Origin of the sequence: Nocardioides sp. Root682 (assembly GCF_001427795.1) — a bacterium.
Classification (GTDB): domain Bacteria; phylum Actinomycetota; class Actinomycetes; order Propionibacteriales; family Nocardioidaceae; genus Nocardioides.
Genome location: NZ_LMHJ01000001.1, coordinates 928109 through 945344, shown reverse-complemented (window position 1 = coordinate 945344; position 17236 = coordinate 928109). Strand labels below are relative to the sequence as shown.

General features: G+C 64.4%; 9 protein-coding genes. 4 read left to right on the top strand and 5 right to left on the bottom strand.

From position 1 onward, the window contains the following. The first annotated feature begins 10 nt into the window (after positions 1 to 10). Genes ASD84_RS04435 through ASD84_RS04420 form a run of 4 tightly spaced genes read left to right on the top strand, consistent with a single transcriptional unit; the run spans position 11 to position 9844 of the window. On the top strand, positions 11 to 3793 hold the full coding sequence (locus tag ASD84_RS04435; RefSeq protein WP_056707023.1) for a DUF6079 family protein: 3783 nt from the start codon (positions 11 to 13) through the stop codon (positions 3791 to 3793). Continuing rightward, the gene (gene pglZ, locus ASD84_RS04430) at positions 3790 to 6453 is read left to right on the top strand and encodes a BREX-2 system phosphatase PglZ (protein WP_056707022.1); all 2664 of its coding nucleotides are present in this window, start codon (positions 3790 to 3792) and stop codon (positions 6451 to 6453) included. Before ASD84_RS04435 ends, pglZ begins: the two co-directional genes overlap by 4 nt. Before the next feature lie 3 nt (positions 6454 to 6456). Further along, positions 6457 to 7770: a BREX system ATP-binding protein BrxD gene (gene brxD / locus ASD84_RS04425; RefSeq protein WP_056707020.1), complete on the top strand. Its 1314-nt coding sequence runs from the start codon at positions 6457 to 6459 to the stop codon at positions 7768 to 7770. Between the two features lie 4 nt (positions 7771 to 7774). After that, on the top strand, positions 7775 to 9844 hold the full coding sequence (locus ASD84_RS04420; protein ID WP_056707018.1) for a DEAD/DEAH box helicase: 2070 nt from the start codon (positions 7775 to 7777) through the stop codon (positions 9842 to 9844). 907 nt (positions 9845 to 10751) lie between these two features. On the opposite strand, the gene ASD84_RS04410 is transcribed toward ASD84_RS04420, so the two are convergent. From ASD84_RS04410 to ASD84_RS04390, 5 genes are all read right to left on the bottom strand, one after another. Beyond that, the gene (locus ASD84_RS04410; RefSeq protein ID WP_056707014.1) at positions 10752 to 10970 is read right to left on the bottom strand and encodes a hypothetical protein; all 219 of its coding nucleotides are present in this window, start codon (positions 10968 to 10970) and stop codon (positions 10752 to 10754) included. Between the two features lie 11 nt (positions 10971 to 10981). After that, on the bottom strand, positions 10982 to 12541 hold the full coding sequence (locus ASD84_RS04405) for an Hsp70 family protein (protein ID WP_056707011.1): 1560 nt from the start codon (positions 12539 to 12541) through the stop codon (positions 10982 to 10984). Beyond that, positions 12538 to 13710 carry a hypothetical protein gene (locus ASD84_RS04400; protein WP_156391566.1) on the bottom strand — a complete coding sequence of 391 codons (1173 nt, stop codon included), beginning with the start codon at positions 13708 to 13710 and terminating at the stop codon, positions 12538 to 12540. The genes ASD84_RS04405 and ASD84_RS04400 overlap by 4 nt, the downstream gene beginning before the upstream one ends. Beyond that, positions 13707 to 15425, bottom strand: a complete 1719-nt coding sequence (locus ASD84_RS04395) for a hypothetical protein (RefSeq protein WP_156391565.1) — start codon at positions 15423 to 15425, stop codon at positions 13707 to 13709. Before ASD84_RS04395 ends, ASD84_RS04400 begins: the two co-directional genes overlap by 4 nt. A gap of 64 nt (positions 15426 to 15489) precedes the next feature. After that, positions 15490 to 17229 carry a UvrD-helicase domain-containing protein gene (locus ASD84_RS04390; protein WP_156391564.1) on the bottom strand — a complete coding sequence of 580 codons (1740 nt, stop codon included), beginning with the start codon at positions 17227 to 17229 and terminating at the stop codon, positions 15490 to 15492. Positions 17230 to 17236 lie beyond the last annotated feature (7 nt).

The following is a 17236-nucleotide window of genomic DNA, read 5'->3' as shown; positions in this document are numbered from 1 at the left end:
AATCCGAACCGTGGCTGAATCCGAACTCTCTCTGCCGCTCCGCGATGCGATCCGCATCCCGGAGGCGGTGCACGACGCCGACTTCGTCCTGCAGCTCGACAAGGCGCAGGACCAGCCGGAGCAAACACTCAACGACTACGTCATCACGCCCGGAATCGCAGCCGCTTTCCGCGATGGCCTGGAGCTGGTTCGGTCAGCCTTCGAGAACACAAGCGCGCGAGGTACATTCGTCCACGGCTCCTTCGGCGCTGGCAAGTCGCACTTCATGGCGGTGCTGCACCTTCTCCTGACCGGCAACGCGCATGCCCGCGCCCTGCCCGGTCTCCAGGAGGAAGTGGCGAAGTACAGCCAGGTTCTCGACCGCAATCTGCTCGCCGTCGACTACCACTTCGTGGGTGCTGAAAGTGTCGAGTCGGCCCTCTTCGGTGGTTACCTGAAGGCGATCAGGGCCAAGCATGCCGACGCCCCTGCTCCGGTGTTGCACCGCTCCGACGCACTCTGGGCGAACGCCGATCAGTTCCGGGCCACCCTCGGCGACGAGAGGTTCTTCGAGCCTTTCGCGTCGGGGGCCGGTGGCGGCTGGGGGAGTTTCGGATCAGGCGTGACCGCTGAAAGCTACGACAACGCGCGGCATGCATCGCCGACTGACCCGGATCGTCAGCGAATCACCGCCCAGCTCATCAAGCACTATTTCCCGGCTCTGGAAGTCACGGGCACGTGGCTCGACATGTCCGCGGGGCTTCAGGCGATGACCCAACACGCGAAGAGCCTCGGCTACGACGGCATTGTGCTCTTCCTCGATGAGCTCGTCCTTTGGCTTTCCGGCCACTTGGCCGACAGCACCTTCATCTCCACCGAGACCGAGAAGGTGGCGAAGCTGGTCGAGACCGGTGGCGGCACGCTGCCGATCCCGCTCGTTTCCTTCGTTGCCCGTCAACGCAACCTCAAGGATTTCCTTGGTGGTGGGACCGGCGGCGCCGAGCGGGTGGCGCTCGACGATGCCTTCCAGTGGTGGGAGGGTCGCTTTGAGCGGATTACGCTCCCGGCAGCTGACCTGCCCGAGATTGTTCAGAAGCGGCTCTTGGCTCCCTCCAGCGCGGCGGGAGAGTCCGCAATTGGTGCGGCTGTCGCGAAGGTGCGAGCCAACCCAGCGGCGTACAAGCACCTCCTGACCGACGAGGCCGGCTCAAGCGGTGTCGACTTCGAGAAGGTCTACCCGTTCTCGCCTGCACTCGTGGACGGGATGATCGCCCTCTCGTCGATCATGCAGCGTGAGCGCACCGCGTTGAAGATCATGAGCGAGTTGCTCTCCCATGGTCGACACGAACTCACGGTCGGTGACGTCATCGGTGTCGGCGACCTATTCGACGAGGTGGTGCTCGGCAACGCGGAGCCCCTGACCGACGACATGAAGCAGGTCTTCAAGTCGGCTCGCACCTTCTACCAGATGAAGATGCGGCCCTACCTACTCAACAAGCACGGCCTCACTGAGGCCGGAGTCGGTGGGCTTGCGCGCGACCACGCCTTCCGACGAGATGACCGAATTGCCAAGACGCTCCTGATCGCCGCGATCGCGCCAGGAGCCACGTCGCTCAAGGACCTCACGGCATCGCGCATCGCGGCGCTGAACTTCGGCTCGGTGAAGTCGATGATCCCGGGGCAAGAAGCAACGCAATTGACTACTCAGGCCAAGCAGTGGGCGAGCGAGTTTGGTGAGATCACGGTCGGTCAGGGAGCCGACCCGATCATCAACCTGACGCTGACCGGCATTGACTTCGACTCGATCCTCGTCCACGTTGACACGGAGGACACCCCTGCCAACCGCCGACGCCTCATTCGGGACCTTCTGGTTTCGCAGTTGGGTGCGGCCGCAACGGGAGCCATCGGCAGTGAGTACGCGATGGCGCATGTTTGGCGGGGACAGAAGCGTGACGTCGACGTGGTCTTTGGCAACCTCCGAGACCCCCAGACGATGCCGAACTCGGTGCTCCAAGCCGATGGGGGCCGGTGGAAGCTTGTCGTTGACTACCCGTTTGATGACGACGCTCAGCACGGCCCGAGCGACGATCTGGTCCGGATTCAAGACCTCAAGCACGACAGGTTCGTCAGTGACACCTTGGTGTGGCTCCCGAACTTCCTCACGAGTTCCCGGATGGATGACGTCGGCAAGCTCGTAAAGCTCGACTACCTGCTCACCGGCAACCGATTCGACCAGTACTCGACTTCGCTCCCCGTGGCCGACCGCGAGCCCGCACGTAATCAACTTCAGAACCAGGCTGCCTCGCTGCGTGAGCAGGTCGTCGGAGCACTTCGCCAGGCGTACGGAATCGATGCTGTCCGTGATGACCAGATCGGCGCCAAGGTGCCGGATGGCCGCAACTTCGAGACGCTTGCGGTCGGCTACGACCCCCTGAAGGTGTCGACCTCGACGTTCACCGCCGCAGCCGAGGCGGCGTTGAGTGGCGGACTCGACACGCGCTACTCGAACCACCCTGTGATCGACAGGGGCACCGACGAGGTGAGGAAGGCAGACTTCGCCGCGGTCCTCGATCTTGCGCGCAAGGCCATGGCTGCTAACGGTCGGATAGAACAGGTCGACCGGCCGACGGCCACTAAGGTGCGCCGCGTCGTGGATGGCTACGGCGTCGGCAAGCTCGCCGAGGTCACGTACGTCCTGTCGCCGCAGTACTTCCGATGGAACGACGAGTTCAACAAGGCGGCCGTCGGTGGCGACGTCACCGTCGGTGACCTTCGCGCCTCCATCGCCGACTACGGCATGACAAGGGACGCCGAGGATTTCCTGATCCTGGCCTGGGCCGCCATGACTGACCGGATCTTCAAGCGGCTCGGCAGCCTGGTGGCGTTGCCTGCTATCGGCTCGCTAGTGCCAGAGATGGTGCTGCACGAGCCGATCCGCCCGACCGAGGACGAATGGGAGGCCGCCGTTTCGCGGGCGAAGGTTTTGTTCGGAATCGGCAGCAACGAATATCACCTCTCCAACGCCGCCGTTGAGCGCGTGGGCCAGTACGGCATTAAGGTCAAAGAGCTTGGTTCGGGAGTCACCCAGTTGGTCGATGCTCTGACCAAGCACGCGACGACACTGGGGCTGGACGCGACCAGTGCTCGCCTCATGACGGCTCGTCGAGCTCAGGACCTCTTCGCCGCCGTAAACAGAGCCGATACCGCTCTCGATCGCGTGCGCGTGCTCGCGGAGTTTGACCTATCTGGTGAACTGCCTGCGTTGGGTAAGTCCATAGCCTCGGCAGCCGCAGTCGCCAGTGCCATTGACGGCGCACAGTGGACGCTCATCAACCAACTGCCGACGCTAGGCGCGGGGGACGCTGCCACGGCTCTGACGGCCCTTCGCGCCGCAGCAACGCACGAGGAGATGCACGAGGCTCTGAAGCCGGCCCTCTCGGCCGCAGCTGACGCGGTCACGCGAATCTTGGTCGCGCGCAAGCCGGTGAACCCATCCGAGAACGACGCCAAGAAGGCTGAGCAGGCGGCGGCTGATGCGAAGCGGCTCGCCGAGGAACAGGCCCGTGTCGTCGAAGAGCAGCAGAAGGCCATAGCCGCACAGCGGGCCGCGTTGGCGGCCCAGCAAGCGCAACTCGAGAAAGAGCAGGCCGAGCTCGCTCTTCGCAATGCCGAGGCCGAGCGGCGTGCGCAGGAGACGCACACTCTCCAAGTCAAGCTTGCCGCTCAGGTCAACGAGCTCGCCCAGAAACTGGTGGAGGAGCTTCAGGCGCCGGTGGAGGGCAAGAACCTCCGCGTTGACTGGAGATGGGAGTGAGCCAGGCAGTGGCGGACGGCGGCACCCGGGCGGTTGGCGTTTCCGCGGCCATGCTGCAGCAGAAGGCCGCTGATCTGGTCGCATCCAAACGGCCCGAGCGGGCGTTGGTGCTGCGAGCGAAGCCCGAGTGGTCCGGCGGCGACCTCAAGGTCGGGAATCGTGCCGTCCGAGTCGTCGCCGGTGTCTCGCAGCTAGCGATCATCGACTTCCTCACGGGGATGGGAGCAGATGAGTACGCGCTCATCCTTACCGACCGCTCACGGTCTGATCTCGGTGAGGCAGTGCTGTCGCGCGTATTCAAGAACGACATCCAGCTGCCCGACGAGTGGCAGGCCATCCCACGCCTGTTTGATGCGCGGGAAGTCAGCCGCGAGTTGCGTCGCCTCGACTGGGCGGCCACTGCGCTGCTTGACCACCAGCCGGTGGGCGGGTGGCCGAATTCCGCCGAGGTCACCATCAGTGACGGCTTCGCCATCGGGGCCCTGCTCAACGCGATGCTGGGACAACCGGACCTCTCCGCTGATATCGACTCGACCGTCCTCATGTCCGCCTTGGGCCAGGTCGATGCGCGCAGCCGCTGGGCTGCGACGGACCCAGCCCTGCGACGTCACCTGATCGACTGGGTTGACACCGCAATCGGTGCGGCTGGGGCGCTCGCACTCAAGATTGCGCAGAAGGCGGAGTTGATGGCTCCTCTCGCGGTGGCGCTCGTGCTCGACGTGCTGTGGCCCGATGACGGGTCGTCGCCTGACGAGGAGCAGGTGGCTGCTCGCGTCAGGATTGAGCGGTACATCGGTGAAAGCCCGGTCCGCGTAGACGCGGCGAAAGCGGCATCCCGTATCGCGAAGGCGATCGTGTTGCGTGCAGGCTCGGACGGTGGCGACGTTCCGGTTGCCATCAAGCAGGCCGAGGCGTTGCTCGCTGACGTCAGTTGGCCCGCGGGCGCTGAACGGTCGGCGGTCCTCCCGCAGGGGTACCGCGCTTGTGTTCGTGCGCTCGCCAATGCGTTGGAGAATGGCGGCGACGTCGAGGCCGCGCTCGTGGAGATCCACCGTCACCGCGACCGTGCAGTCTCCACGGCTCCTGAGATGGCGGTTCGCCTCCACAGGTGGCTCCACACAGACGAGCCCGCGACCACACTTCTTGCGGACGACTTGGAACTGCAGGTGCGCGACGGTGCGTGGGTGGACGCAGCGTTGGGCGCAATCTGGAGTGGCTCCGGCGACTCGGTGGTGAGCGACGCCTATTCATCACTGGCTGAAAAGGTCCGGGCTCGCAGGGCGCGACGCGATGCTAAAGCGGCTGGGCGACTCGACCAGGTGCTCACCAACGGCCCGGTGGCGGCTCTCGGCGAGTCACCCATCGGGGTCGAGCGTATTCTCGGTGACGTCGTCGCGCCTTGGCGCAACAACGGTGTCCTGCTCGTCGTCCTTGATGGGTTCAGTTCAGCCATCGCGACCTCGCTAGCGGCGGACATCACTCGAATTGGTCTGGTCGAATTCGTTCCAGAGGCGTCCAAACATCGATTCGGCGCTGTGGCAGCACTGCCGTCGTTGACCAACATCTCGCGCGCCTCGCTCTTTTGTGGACAGGTCACGAAGGGCGCGGGCGAGGACGAGCGCAGGGGTCTTGCCAAGGCGTTCCCTGGTGCAAAGACGTTCCACAAAGACGGGCTGCGCGCCCCGGCAGGAGCGGCGCTGCCCGCGGAGGTTGTTAGCGCGATCGCTGCGGACGCGAAGTCGGTTCCGGTGGTCGGTGTCGTCATCAACGCCATCGACGACGCGGTACACAAGAATGACGTTGCCGATTGGGAGTGGGGGTTCGATCAGCTCGCGCCTCTCCGCGCCCTGCTCGACGCCGCAGTGAACGCACGCCGCACCGTAGTGATCACATCGGACCACGGCCACGTCGTGGAGCGCTCGACTGAGGCTCTCGCGGCTGCAGGAGCCGATGCGCGGTGGCGCGCCCCGGGTGCTCCTGTCGCTGAAGGCGAAGTGACTGTCTCTGGTCCTCGCGTCGTGGCAGAAGGCGGATCGGCAGTGCTGTTGTGGCGCGAAGATGCTCACTTCGGCCCTCGGCGCGCGGGTTATCACGGTGGAGCGAGCCTCGCGGAGATCACGGTCCCTGTGCTCGTATTTCAGCCTGCCACCGCTCTTGCTGCTTCGGCCGATGGCTGGGTGCAAGCACCCCCGCAAACGCCCGCGTGGTGGAACGATCCCGTGCTGACGGCTTCGGTCGCCCCGATACCCAAGCACAAGGCGCGTAAGAAGGCCCGGTCGGCCGACGCCAGCGAGGGGCTCTTCAGCGTTGAGGAGGCGAGCCGGCAACAGGCACCTTCGCCGACCACCGACCTTGTTGCGGCACTTCTCGAGAGTGCGCCGTACGCGAGTCAGCGCGCAATGGCCGGCCGGCGCGCCCTTCCAGACGACCAAGTCGAAGTCTTCGTCCGCGAGATTGTGGACCGCGGGTTCCGTGCGCACCGCGACACGGTCGCTGCAGCGGTCGCCGTCCCTGGCGCGAACATCGGCCAAGTGCTCGCAGCGGTGAAGCGACTTCTCAACATCGACGGATATGACGTCCTGTCTCTCGACAACGACGGCGTTACCTACAAGATCGACGAAGCGCTGCTGCGCGACCAGTTCGGGTTGCGGGGACGCTGACCGATGACAGAAATGCTGATCAGTCCTCGCCGGCGCCGGGACGTGATCGACGCATTGCGTCGGGGCACGGTGCCACAGCAGGGGCTCGACGTCCTCGCGGTCGGGTTGTCCCGCTTTGAGGTGGCGATCGACAGCGATCTTCAAACAACCGCCGACGGAGGCGCTGGCTTCAAGGCTGTTCGTGGTGAGTACGGCTCCGGAAAAACGTTCTTCGCACGTTGGCTGACAGAGCGTGCGAAGAAGGCCAACTTCGCGACCGCCGAGATCCAGATCAGCGAGACCGAGACCCCGCTGCACAAGCTTGAAACTGTCTATCGACGGGTTGTCGAGAACCTCGCGACCCCGACTACAACGTCGGGGGCGCTGCGGGACGTCATCGACGGCTGGTTCTACTTCCTGGATCAGGACGCTGGCGATGACACTGGGGGAGGGCTCGACCTGCTCGACAAGCGCCTTGCCGAGGTCTCGAAGGAGGCGCCGGCCTTCGCTGCAGTTCTGCGTAGCTACCGCCTCGCGCAACAGCAGGGAGACGCGGCACAGGCTGACGGTCTCTTGGCATGGCTGGGTGGTCAACCGCATGTCTCTGCCGCCGTCAAGCGCGCGGCCGGAGTGCGCGGCGACCTGGACCACTTCGGGGCCCTTGGCTTCCTTCAAGGACTGCTGACCGTTCTCCGGGACTCCGACTATGCAGGACTCGTCCTTGTTCTTGACGAGGTCGAGACGCTGCAACGGATGCGTTCCGACGTACGGGAGAAGTCGCTGAACGCCCTACGGCAGCTTCTCGACGAGATCGATGCAGGTCGTTTCCCCGGGCTGTACGTCGTAATGACAGGTACGCCCGCCTTCTTCGACGGACAACAGGGAGTTCAGCGTCTGCCTCCGCTCGCGCAGCGGCTCCAAACCGACTTCCAGACTGACGCGCGGTTCGACAACCCGCGGGCGGCGCAGATCCGCCTCACTGGATTCACGGGCGACTCACTTGTGGAGCTGGGAGCCCGCGTGCGCGACATCTACGCAACCGGGGCAGCTGATCCTGACCGCCTCCGGTCGGTCGTCGACGACGACTATGTGGCTGCCCTAGCCAGGGCGGTCGGAGGTGAGCTCGGCGGACGCACCGGCGTAGCCCCACGACTGTTCCTGAAGAAGTTGATCGCCGACGTCCTGGATCGAGTCGATCTCTTCGAGGACTTCAACCCGCGCCGCGACTACCGCTTGACGGTCACCAACGACGAACTGACTGAGGTGGAACGCGAAGCGCACCAGCGGGGCATCGGCGGCGCGGTCGGCTCCGTCGACGACATCGATCTGGAGCTGTAGGTCGATGACGGCGCGCACCGGCCTCGACGAAGCGATCGAGTACCACGTCGTCAACTCGCTTGGATGGCCCGGCCTTCGCCCACTGCAGGCCGCTGCGGTCGCACCTGTAAGGGCCGGCGACGACTGCGTGTTGCTGGCGCCAACTGCTGGCGGAAAGACCGAAGCCGCAACATTCCCGTTGCTCTCGGAGATGGTTGGCCAGAATTGGTCCGGCACATCCGTTCTGTACGTGACTCCGCTGCGCGCCTTGCTCAACAACTTGCTGCCGCGGCTCGAGTCCTACACGGCGTGGCTGGGCCGGACCGTGGCGCTGTGGCACGGCGATGTAGGGCCGTCAGAGCGGAAGCGCATTCTGGCGGAGCGACCAGACATGCTCCTGACCACGCCTGAGTCACTAGAAGCCATGCTCGTCTCGCAACGGGTGGACCACACCCGCTTCTTCGCCGGACTCCAGGCCGTCGTCATTGACGAACTGCACTCGTTCGCTGGATCCGACCGCGGCTGGCACCTGCTCGCCGTCCTCGAGCGGATCGAAAGAGTCATCGGACGAAAGATCCAGAGGATCGGCCTCTCCGCGACGGTAGGTAATCCTCAAGCTGTGGGTGAATGGATGCAGGGTTCCACCGCGGGGCGGGGTGGCCTTCAGGTCGTCACTGACTCCGTCGTAGCACCCGTGGTACAGCCCCAGGTGACGCTCGACTACGTCGGAAGCATGGAGAACGCCGCCACCGTGATCTCCCGAATGCATCGCGGTGAGAAGCGGCTCGTCTTCCTCGAATCGCGTCGGCAGGCTGAAGCCCTTGCGTTCCTGCTCCGCGAGCGAGACGTCCAGACGTTCGTCTCCCATTCGTCGCTCTCAGTGGATGAGCGCCGCAGGTCAGAGCAGGCGTTTGCTGAAGCACAGAACACCGTCATTGTCGCGACCTCCACACTTGAACTCGGCGTCGACATCGGCGACCTCGATCGGGTCATCCAGATCGACGCACCGCGCGCCGTCTCCTCGTTCCTGCAGCGGCTTGGACGAACTGGGCGCCGTCCGGGATCCTTGCGAAATACGCTCTTCCTGGCCACGAGCTCGGACGGGCTGCTCGATGCCGCTGCGGTGCTCCTGCTGTGGAAGCGCGGATTCGTCGAGGACGTCGTAGCTCCGCCACACCCGCGGCATCTGGCCGCCCAGCAGCTGATTGCTCTCGCACTTCAGCAGGGCGCATTCGGTGCATCGACCTGGCGCGAGTGGTGGGGCGATCTTGCTGTCATGGATGACGGTGACGAGGTTCTCGCCTACCTACGTGCAAGCGGCTTTCTCGTTGAGGACTCAGGCCTGCTGTCCATTGGCCCAGCGGCCGAGAAGGAGTTCGGCAAGCGCAACTTCATGGACCTGCTCTCGACGTTCGTGGCAACGCCCGAGCTGCGGGTTGTAGCCGGGACGCGCGAGATCGGCTTCGTTTCGCCGTTGTCGTTGCCTGCTCCGGCAGACCGGAACGTGAAACCACTCGTTCTGGCCGGACGTGGATGGCATATCAACGACGTCGACTGGCAACGCTTCACCGTGTGGGTCGAGGAGGTCCAGACCAAGGGAGACGTGAAGTGGCCGTCGGGCGCAGTGACGATGTCGTACGAGTTGAGTCAGGCGCGACGCGACGTGCTGCTCGGGGCAACGCCTGACGTTGAGCTCTCCAATCGCGTACCAGCTGCTCTTGAACGGCTGCGAGAAACACGTGCGTCCGAGGTGAGTGCGCACGGTCTTGTTCGGCACGACCGCCCTGATGGGAGCCGCGTGTGGACGTGGGCCGGACTGCGAGCGAACGCGACGCTTCTGGCTGGTCTCCGCCTCGACACGACCGGGGTGAGCAACGACTACGTCGACTTGCCCGCTGCTGCCGACCTGGCCGCGGTCGACCCCGACGCGGTCCCAAATCTGGGGGCAGATGCGGTCGCCGGTCTCAAGTTTTCCGCCGCCCTCCCTGCGACGCTGGCAACCCGAACGCTTGGAGAGAGACTCGCCGATCCCGTTGGAGCCCGGCTGACGAGTGCCCAAGCCGTCGTTGCGCACCGCGAGGATGTGCGTAACTAGAGTTGGAGGACTGCCGGATGCCCTCTACACCGAGGCAATCCGTAGTTCGCGCCTTTTTGGTTCTTAACGCACCTTGTGTCGGTACTCGACTCGGTACCGCTTCTTGGGTCGACTCGGTTCCGACCAGGTGATTCGTAGCCTGTACTGGCCCAGGATTGCTTGACCACGAAGGTCCTCAACGGGCTTGCCCAGGTCCGCCGGGGAGTGGGCCGTCGCGTTGAACGGCGTTCCGTTGCGGAGGTCCACGTACGTGTACAAGCGGTCCGTCGGCACGGAAACCGTGCCCTTCGGGGACGAGCATGTTCGCCACGTCTTTCGCGGGTCCCGAACCTGCACAACGACACCTTGGGCGGGCTCGGAGCCGCGCACTGCCCACGTGGCCTTCACAACCGGGACGATGGACCGACCGACGTTTTGGGAGGAGGGCGTCCAGTCCGGCGCCGTCCAATAGGCCCGAGCCTGCCGACGGCCCCACCTAGAGCGAAGGCTAGCCAGAATTGGCCCCCCGGCTGCGCGTCCGATTGCTGCAACGACGGTGGTGGGCTCAGGCATGCGGGCTGCAACAAGCGTCCCGGCGGTCGTATTCCCGAGCGGGCGACGTCGTCAATGTCGCACCAGGCCGTCGTGCACTGTGTCGCGGCCCAGAGTCGGACGCCTACCGTCGGAGCCGCCTACGCGATGCTCTGCGGAGCTGATCCGGTCGAGGCGCTCCAGCGCGTCTGCGCTTCCGGCCACGGACCCCAACCTCGGGTTCCGGTATGCCTTGCGGCGATTCGCATCGGCGCCGCCTGCGTGAATCGGCCGATGCCGTCGCGCTCACTTGGTCGCCGATCCGATTCCAGACGGCATACCACGCGGATCCGGAATGGCAATGGCCAGGCTCGCGTAAGAGAGGCGCTCCGCATGGTCAGTTGACCAGGAGGTTCCCAGCTTTCAGTTCGCCGCCCGCCAACACGTGCTTCATCCAGTCAGGTCCGTACTGAACGACGCGACTACCCTGGGGCTCCTTGACGCGACTGGCGCCGGACGCGCTTTTCGTCACGGGCGTCTTCTTGGTCGATGGCAGGTTACCGGTGTCGGGCAACGGTGCTGCCTTCGTCGTGGAGGGCAGGTTGCCTTCACTCATGATGCTCCTTGTCAGATGGGCTTTTCAGTGAGGATAGCCAACTTCGGCTCCCCGCTGTCCCCGCTCACGAAAACCGTGACGGCTCCGTCATCGGCGACCTCGAAGGTGACATGGACCTCGGCGTTCACCGCCAGCTTCCTGTCGAACCAGACCCGTCGACGCGTGACCTCGTGCGCCTGGGAGGGCATGCCCGAGCCGCGGTAGAGCGCGATGTCGATGTTGTCGTCGGCTTTGGGCATGTAGAAGGTGACGCTCTTGTCAGGCGCCGGCAAGTTCGTGCCCTTACTTACGAGAACCTGCAGCTTCGCGCCGGCATCCACGAGAAGAGAAAGATCGTAGGGAAGGATCTGTTCCAGGATGGGCGACGTGTTCGGAACGCTCGGAGCGTTCACCGCGGAACTGTCGCCGGTGACGGACGGTCGCTCGAGGTCGAAGACCGCGGCTCCCTTGCTGATCGCGTTGCGCGGATCGATCCGTCCGAGATCGGACACGTTGCTCAGCGGCTGTTTGCCGAAGAACTCCACGAGTCGGTGGCGCATCAGTGGCAGTTGGCTGGCGCCGCCGACCATGATGTAGGTGTCGATGTCGGTGACGAGAAGGCCTGCCTCGCTCAGCGCCTTTTCGACCGTTGCGACCGCGTCATCGCAGACCTGACTGGAGAGTTCAGTGAGATCGACAGGTCGGGGAGAGAGCTGGATGGCTCGGCCGAACTCGCCGCCTTCCAAGGTGAACGGATCGACGATTGTCGAGTCGAGGCCTTCGCGCTGAGAGAGTCCGCTGAGTGCGATCTTGGATGCGTCGAATGCAGCAAAGTTCGACTTGATGACCTGTTCGATTTGGCCGATGTCCAACGTGATCTTCGACTTCGTGGCCCACTGCTCGACGAGCTTGACTCCGTAGTCGAAAGTGAGTGCCACGCCGGCTGCGCTGGACCCCGTGATGGCGAGTTGTTTGAGGATAGGTCGCTTGGGCTCGCCAGGGTTGGGGGTGACCTTGCGGACACTGACGTCCAGGGTGCCGCCGCCCATGTCGAACACCAGGATCGTCTGTCCCTCGAGCTGATCGACGTCGATCAAACTAACGAGCACGGCGTCCGGTTCCTTCAATGTCTTCACATCCGTGAACAACGGCTTCCCGTCCGCGCCCGCGGCCGCTTGGCGTAGGCGTTCCTGGTAGTCGAGGTCGAACTCCTCGTACGCAGGAACCGTGATGACAGCCTTCGAGAGGGGCCCCCACTGGGCTTCGTAGACGCCCTTCAGGTAGCGAAGGAATCGGTGCATGAGCTCGACCGGCTCGTACTCTCGATCGCCGAGCTGGACCGGCGTGTTGTCTCTCAGTAGGAGCTTGAAATTGCGAAGCGAGCTCGCGTCGGCGCTCCGTTCACGACGGACAGCAGCATCGCCGAAGTACATCTCGCCGCCGTACACCGACACGAGACTCGGCAGATCAGTGCGCCCGCCTTCATCCTTGGCGAAGTCGAAATCGTAGGTTCCTCTGCCGACATCGAGCCTGCAGATCGACGAGTTCGAGGTGCCGAGGTCAATGCCCACGCCCAGTTCGCCGTGGCTCATTTGGATTCTCCTGATTCGTCTTCGACTCGTTGATCGCGTGGACGTCGCACGACTGGGCTGATGATGTATCGGTTGGTCGAGAGGTCCCAGAGCCCGGGCCGCGTGACGACGACAGATTCTTGGCTCTCGGTATCACTCGGACCGTGGTGCTCGACCGGGTCGAAGGCAAGCGAGGTCCCGACTTCCGGCCGTTCGTCGAAACCGAGACGGGAGAAGAGGGCCTTGAGCGTGTCGGAGACCTTGAGCACCTCGTTCTTCCGCACCGTTGCCTTGGGGCCTCGACGGCGTTCTGATTCGAGGACCGATCGCGCATCGAGGACAGTGGTCAGGGTCCGGACCACCAGATCATTGCGGATCTCGGTGCGAAGTTGTTCCAGTTCGGCCGAGTTGGCGATGGGCTGGATCACCAGACTGGAGGGATTCCTCAAAAAGAAGCGCGGCCTCACCAGCCTCAGCTTCGCGTTGAGCAGCGCGGCCGCCGCCACCCCCGTTGTGTCAGCGTCGAACGGCTCGGCTCGAAGGTCGAGCCAGGCCAGAACAGGAGCCTCCGACCAGAAGCTGTCGTCGTGGTACAGGGCCTCGGCAAAAGACGTCGGAATGGCGCGTCCCAGGTAGGCGTTCAAGAAGCGGATGTCACCCCCAATGCGGTCATCAGTGGCGAATCCCTCCCGCTGGATAAGCCACTCGTCGAGCGGGCTCTGCTGTGGCGAAGACTCACCGGACGGGGTGAGCGCCGGCACGTTTCCGGAACTTGGCGCGGCGGCGAGTGCCGTTGGTTCCTCCGGACCCAGGAGAGCCATCAGGTCGTCGAGATTTCTGATGATCGTCGGATTACCGAACTGTTCCTTGCGGTGATGTAGGCGTCGTAGGGTCGAGACGAGAACGCCACTGTTGTCCAGATCGAGAATGGCTTCCCGGTTGTCGCGGATGAAGACCAGTGACGCCATCACGAGCGGCCTGGCTTTGGACGGCGGGAGCGGATCGAGCTCTGAGCCGTTCTCGAGCGTGCGACGAAGGACATTGACGACACTCGCCAAGCCGGACTCGATACCGTCTCTAGACAATGCTCGCAGCCCCGCAGATGCTCGATCGCCCTCTGCTTCCAGGGCTGCGGCGTCAGCTGAAGCCAACCACTGCGCCGTGTGCGGAGCTTGCTGAGTGTCCTTCATCCGATGCTCCTGTTCGGGGAGTAAGGCTTGAATGGTGCGCCGCGTGGTAGGCGCGGTGAGTCCAGCGGTCGGTCCCAGGCGATTCTGTCGGACTGGTCGACGTGGAAGTGCAAACGGTGCGAGAACCAGTACTGGTCGAATCCGGGAAAGTCTGCGAGGTGGTCCTTGTAGTCGTCGTTCGTGACGATCCAGGATGCACGCGGAGCCTCTAAGAAGTGTCGGATCACGTGGACGTCGGCGATGCCCCTGACGACCATCGCCTTGCGGTCCGCCTCAAGGGCCTCGATCTTCGACCACTCCGAGGCAGGGAAGCCGTGTCTGAGCTTCGCATCGAAGTAGGTGACGATCTCCCGGAACCCGGCATCAGTCAAGTCACTCACCAGCTGCTCGTAGTAGGCGAACCTACCGGGACGGTCATGGCTGTGAACACCCGCCAGCACCACGTTGGAACCGTCGACGATCGCGCGGTAGACCGCTCCGCGCAGGGCCATTTCCTTGGCGGGCGATGAGAGGGCAGAAAGGTGGGCCGTCAACATCGCCTGCAGGCGTTGGTGTTCGAATCGGTCGAGAGCGTGGGCGCTGCTTCGTTCGAGCGCGTCGATGAGTGATGCCCGGAGCTGCGGAGTCCCGAGTGATTCGGCGGCGGCAGCCAGGAGGGGGAGGCCCGCATCGGGCGGCAGCGAACGGCAAGCGCGGGCGAAAGCGTTCTCGCGTCCCGGCCAAGGGAGGCTGCTCACCCTCGCAGGGTCGCCGACGTGTGTGCTCAGCATGCGCGCCAACTGCGGACCGAAGGGCTGATCCGCGAACTGGAGCAAGAAGAGGAACAAGTCCGTCGGGCGGTGCTCCAACTGGCCCAGTGCATCAGCCAACGCTGTCTCGCTCCACGAACCCCTAGCCGCCATGAGCATGAAGGCGCCGAGCTCCTCCTGTGGTGAGGCGGCGTCGGCCGTCGCCAGCGCAGGAGCCTCGCATGCCGTGGCCCAGAGATCGACGTCCGGTGCAGCCAGTGCACTGTAGGTAGCGACGGCGCGACGGATTGCCTTCAAGCGCCACCCGCTGCTCCCCTGCGCGACACAGAGGCGACGCACACGGCCCGTTGCATCCGCGGTCTGCCCCAGGGCGAGCTCAGTGACTGCGCGGATGAGCTCGTACTCCCAGAAGCCGGCAGCTTCCGGGCGGAGCTCGAGAAATGGGGACCTCACGAGATCGAGCCAGGCGATGTCGCGATGAGCGATGTAGGAATCGACTGCAAGCCAAGCGAGCTCCCGCTGCAGCTCCTGCTGGAATCCGCGACCGAGCTCTCCCAGGCGCGATGTCGTCGGATGGGCGACCAAAGTCTCTGCATCCGAAGTCGATCGGCTTGCGAGAAGTCGCATCACAGGATCGGCCGGTCCCAACTCACCCGACCAGACATCCCAGAAGAGGGTGCGTCGTCGTTCTGCTGGCCCGAACATCGCGAGGTCGGTAAAGCATCCGAGGACTTCCAACTGTTCCTCGTGGAGTCCGGATCGGAATCGCGCCACTCCACGCCCGAAGAGGACGTCGTCGTCGGAGCTGCACCCGGTCTCGATCTCGATGGCTGCCACGAGTAGTCGTTCTCGCGGAGTGCTGGAACGTGACATCAGCCGATCGACCTGGTCGACGGACGCAGGCTCTTCCTGTGCCCGGAGCTGCGCCCACTCGCTCAGGAAGTTGGTAGCCGCACCTGACGTCATGCACGGATCGTACGAACGACCCCCGACGCATGAGCATGGAACGGCAGTATTGCTTCGCCCGGCTTCAACCTCTACCTGCCGTTCTTAGCGGCGGGGGGAGACTCCGGTGCCACACGACCTCCAGCTCCCGGTTTGCTCGGGTAAGGCTGGTGTACAGCTGCCCTGCCCTCCCTTGATTTTCCGGGAAGACACCGGGCTCGATCACGACGACCCCATCGAACTCGAGTCCCCGTGCGTTCTCGGGCGCCAAGACGCTCAACGAGAGCTCGGCCGTCGTCCACGTCGTCGCCGTCTGGCCCCGTCGCCAACCCTGACGTCCGAGCCTGTCGATGACCATTCCTGGGTCCATAGTGATGATCGCGACCGTGCCACCCGGATGTTCAGTGAGTAGCCGGGAGGCGCTGGCCAGGGCCTCGGGAATCAAGGCGTCTCGAGACGCGATGTGTCGCACGGCAGGCTCAGGACCGTCCGACTGGATCGACGAAGCACCGCGTTCACTCGCCAGAAGAAGCCTGTCAGCGAACCTCAGAATTGGCGTAGTCGACCGGTAGCCGCGGCGCAATGCAGTGGGCTCCACCGCAGTGCCATTGTGACGCAGCCCGAGGTGTCGGGCCACCTCCATCCAGCTGGGGTACGTCGCTGCTGACCGTCGCTGGTTCATATCGCCCACCAGCGTCCAGTGTCCGCCCTGACGCAAGTGCTGCTCGAGGACGTTCCACTCGATCGGGGAGAGATCCTGGGCTTCGTCGACGACGACGTGATCGAACTGGTCCCCGGTGCGAACATCGTCGAAGGTGCGTGCGAGTTGTGCCAGTAGCGGCAGATACCGGCGTAGCCGTACGGCTTGGTCGAACGATGGAAGGCGGTTCATCCAGGCCACGTCGGCTGGATGCTCCGAAAGCGGCCCGTGAGCATCTCCGTTATTGCGCACGAGCTCGTAGAGCATGCGGATGTGTTCTCGTCGTGCGACCCTCGGATTCGATGAGACGGTGCGGCTCCGGAGGCGCTCCTCGGCAAGGACTCCGAAGACCTGCGCACGTGCATCGACCTCGTCGTGCTCCCCGCCGATTCCGCCTAGCCACTGGCCCTTGATCGACACGGCCTGGTCCAGCACGTGGGCGATGTGGGTGATGGTGACCCTCCCGTCGCGATCCAGCGGTCGAAGCAGGTCGCGGACGTGCTCCACATACTGCGGCGTCGGGCCGACCAGCAGGACTGAGTTCGCCTTTGCACGGCCCCGTTCCGGGCTGACGAGGAAAGCAGAGCGATATGCCGCGACCACCGTCTTCCCGGTCCCAGGGTGCCCTTGGACGATGACGTCGCCGTCGGAGGGTTCAGACACCACATCAAACTGGTCCGGCTGCAGCGTCGCCAACACCGAGCGGAGCGTGGCGGTCCGTGGGGAAGACAGTTTGCTCAGGACCGCGCTCGGCGCCCGCATGTCCTCCAAGCCGGTCAGCTCGCTGTCAGACCTCGAACTGGCCTCTGACGACTGCGGAGCGCCGGGGCCCTCTCGTCGCTTTCCGCGTCGACGGCGGTGCGATCCGACTTCGTTCGGGGTGGGGACTGCCAGTGTCGAGGAGAACGGCGACGGTTCGATCGGCATGAGCCACTCGTCGTGGATTGACGCGATGTCCTCGTCATCGTGCTCGAAGGTGCGACGGACAGCCAGCTCGCCATCGACGGTGCACCGCGCCCGCCGCTGCCCGTAGAAGAGTCGTTGCGAGACCGGTGCATCCCAGGACACCACTTGGAAGTCGCCGTCATCGACTCGTCTGGAGCCGATGTAGCAGTCCTTTCCCAAGAACTCG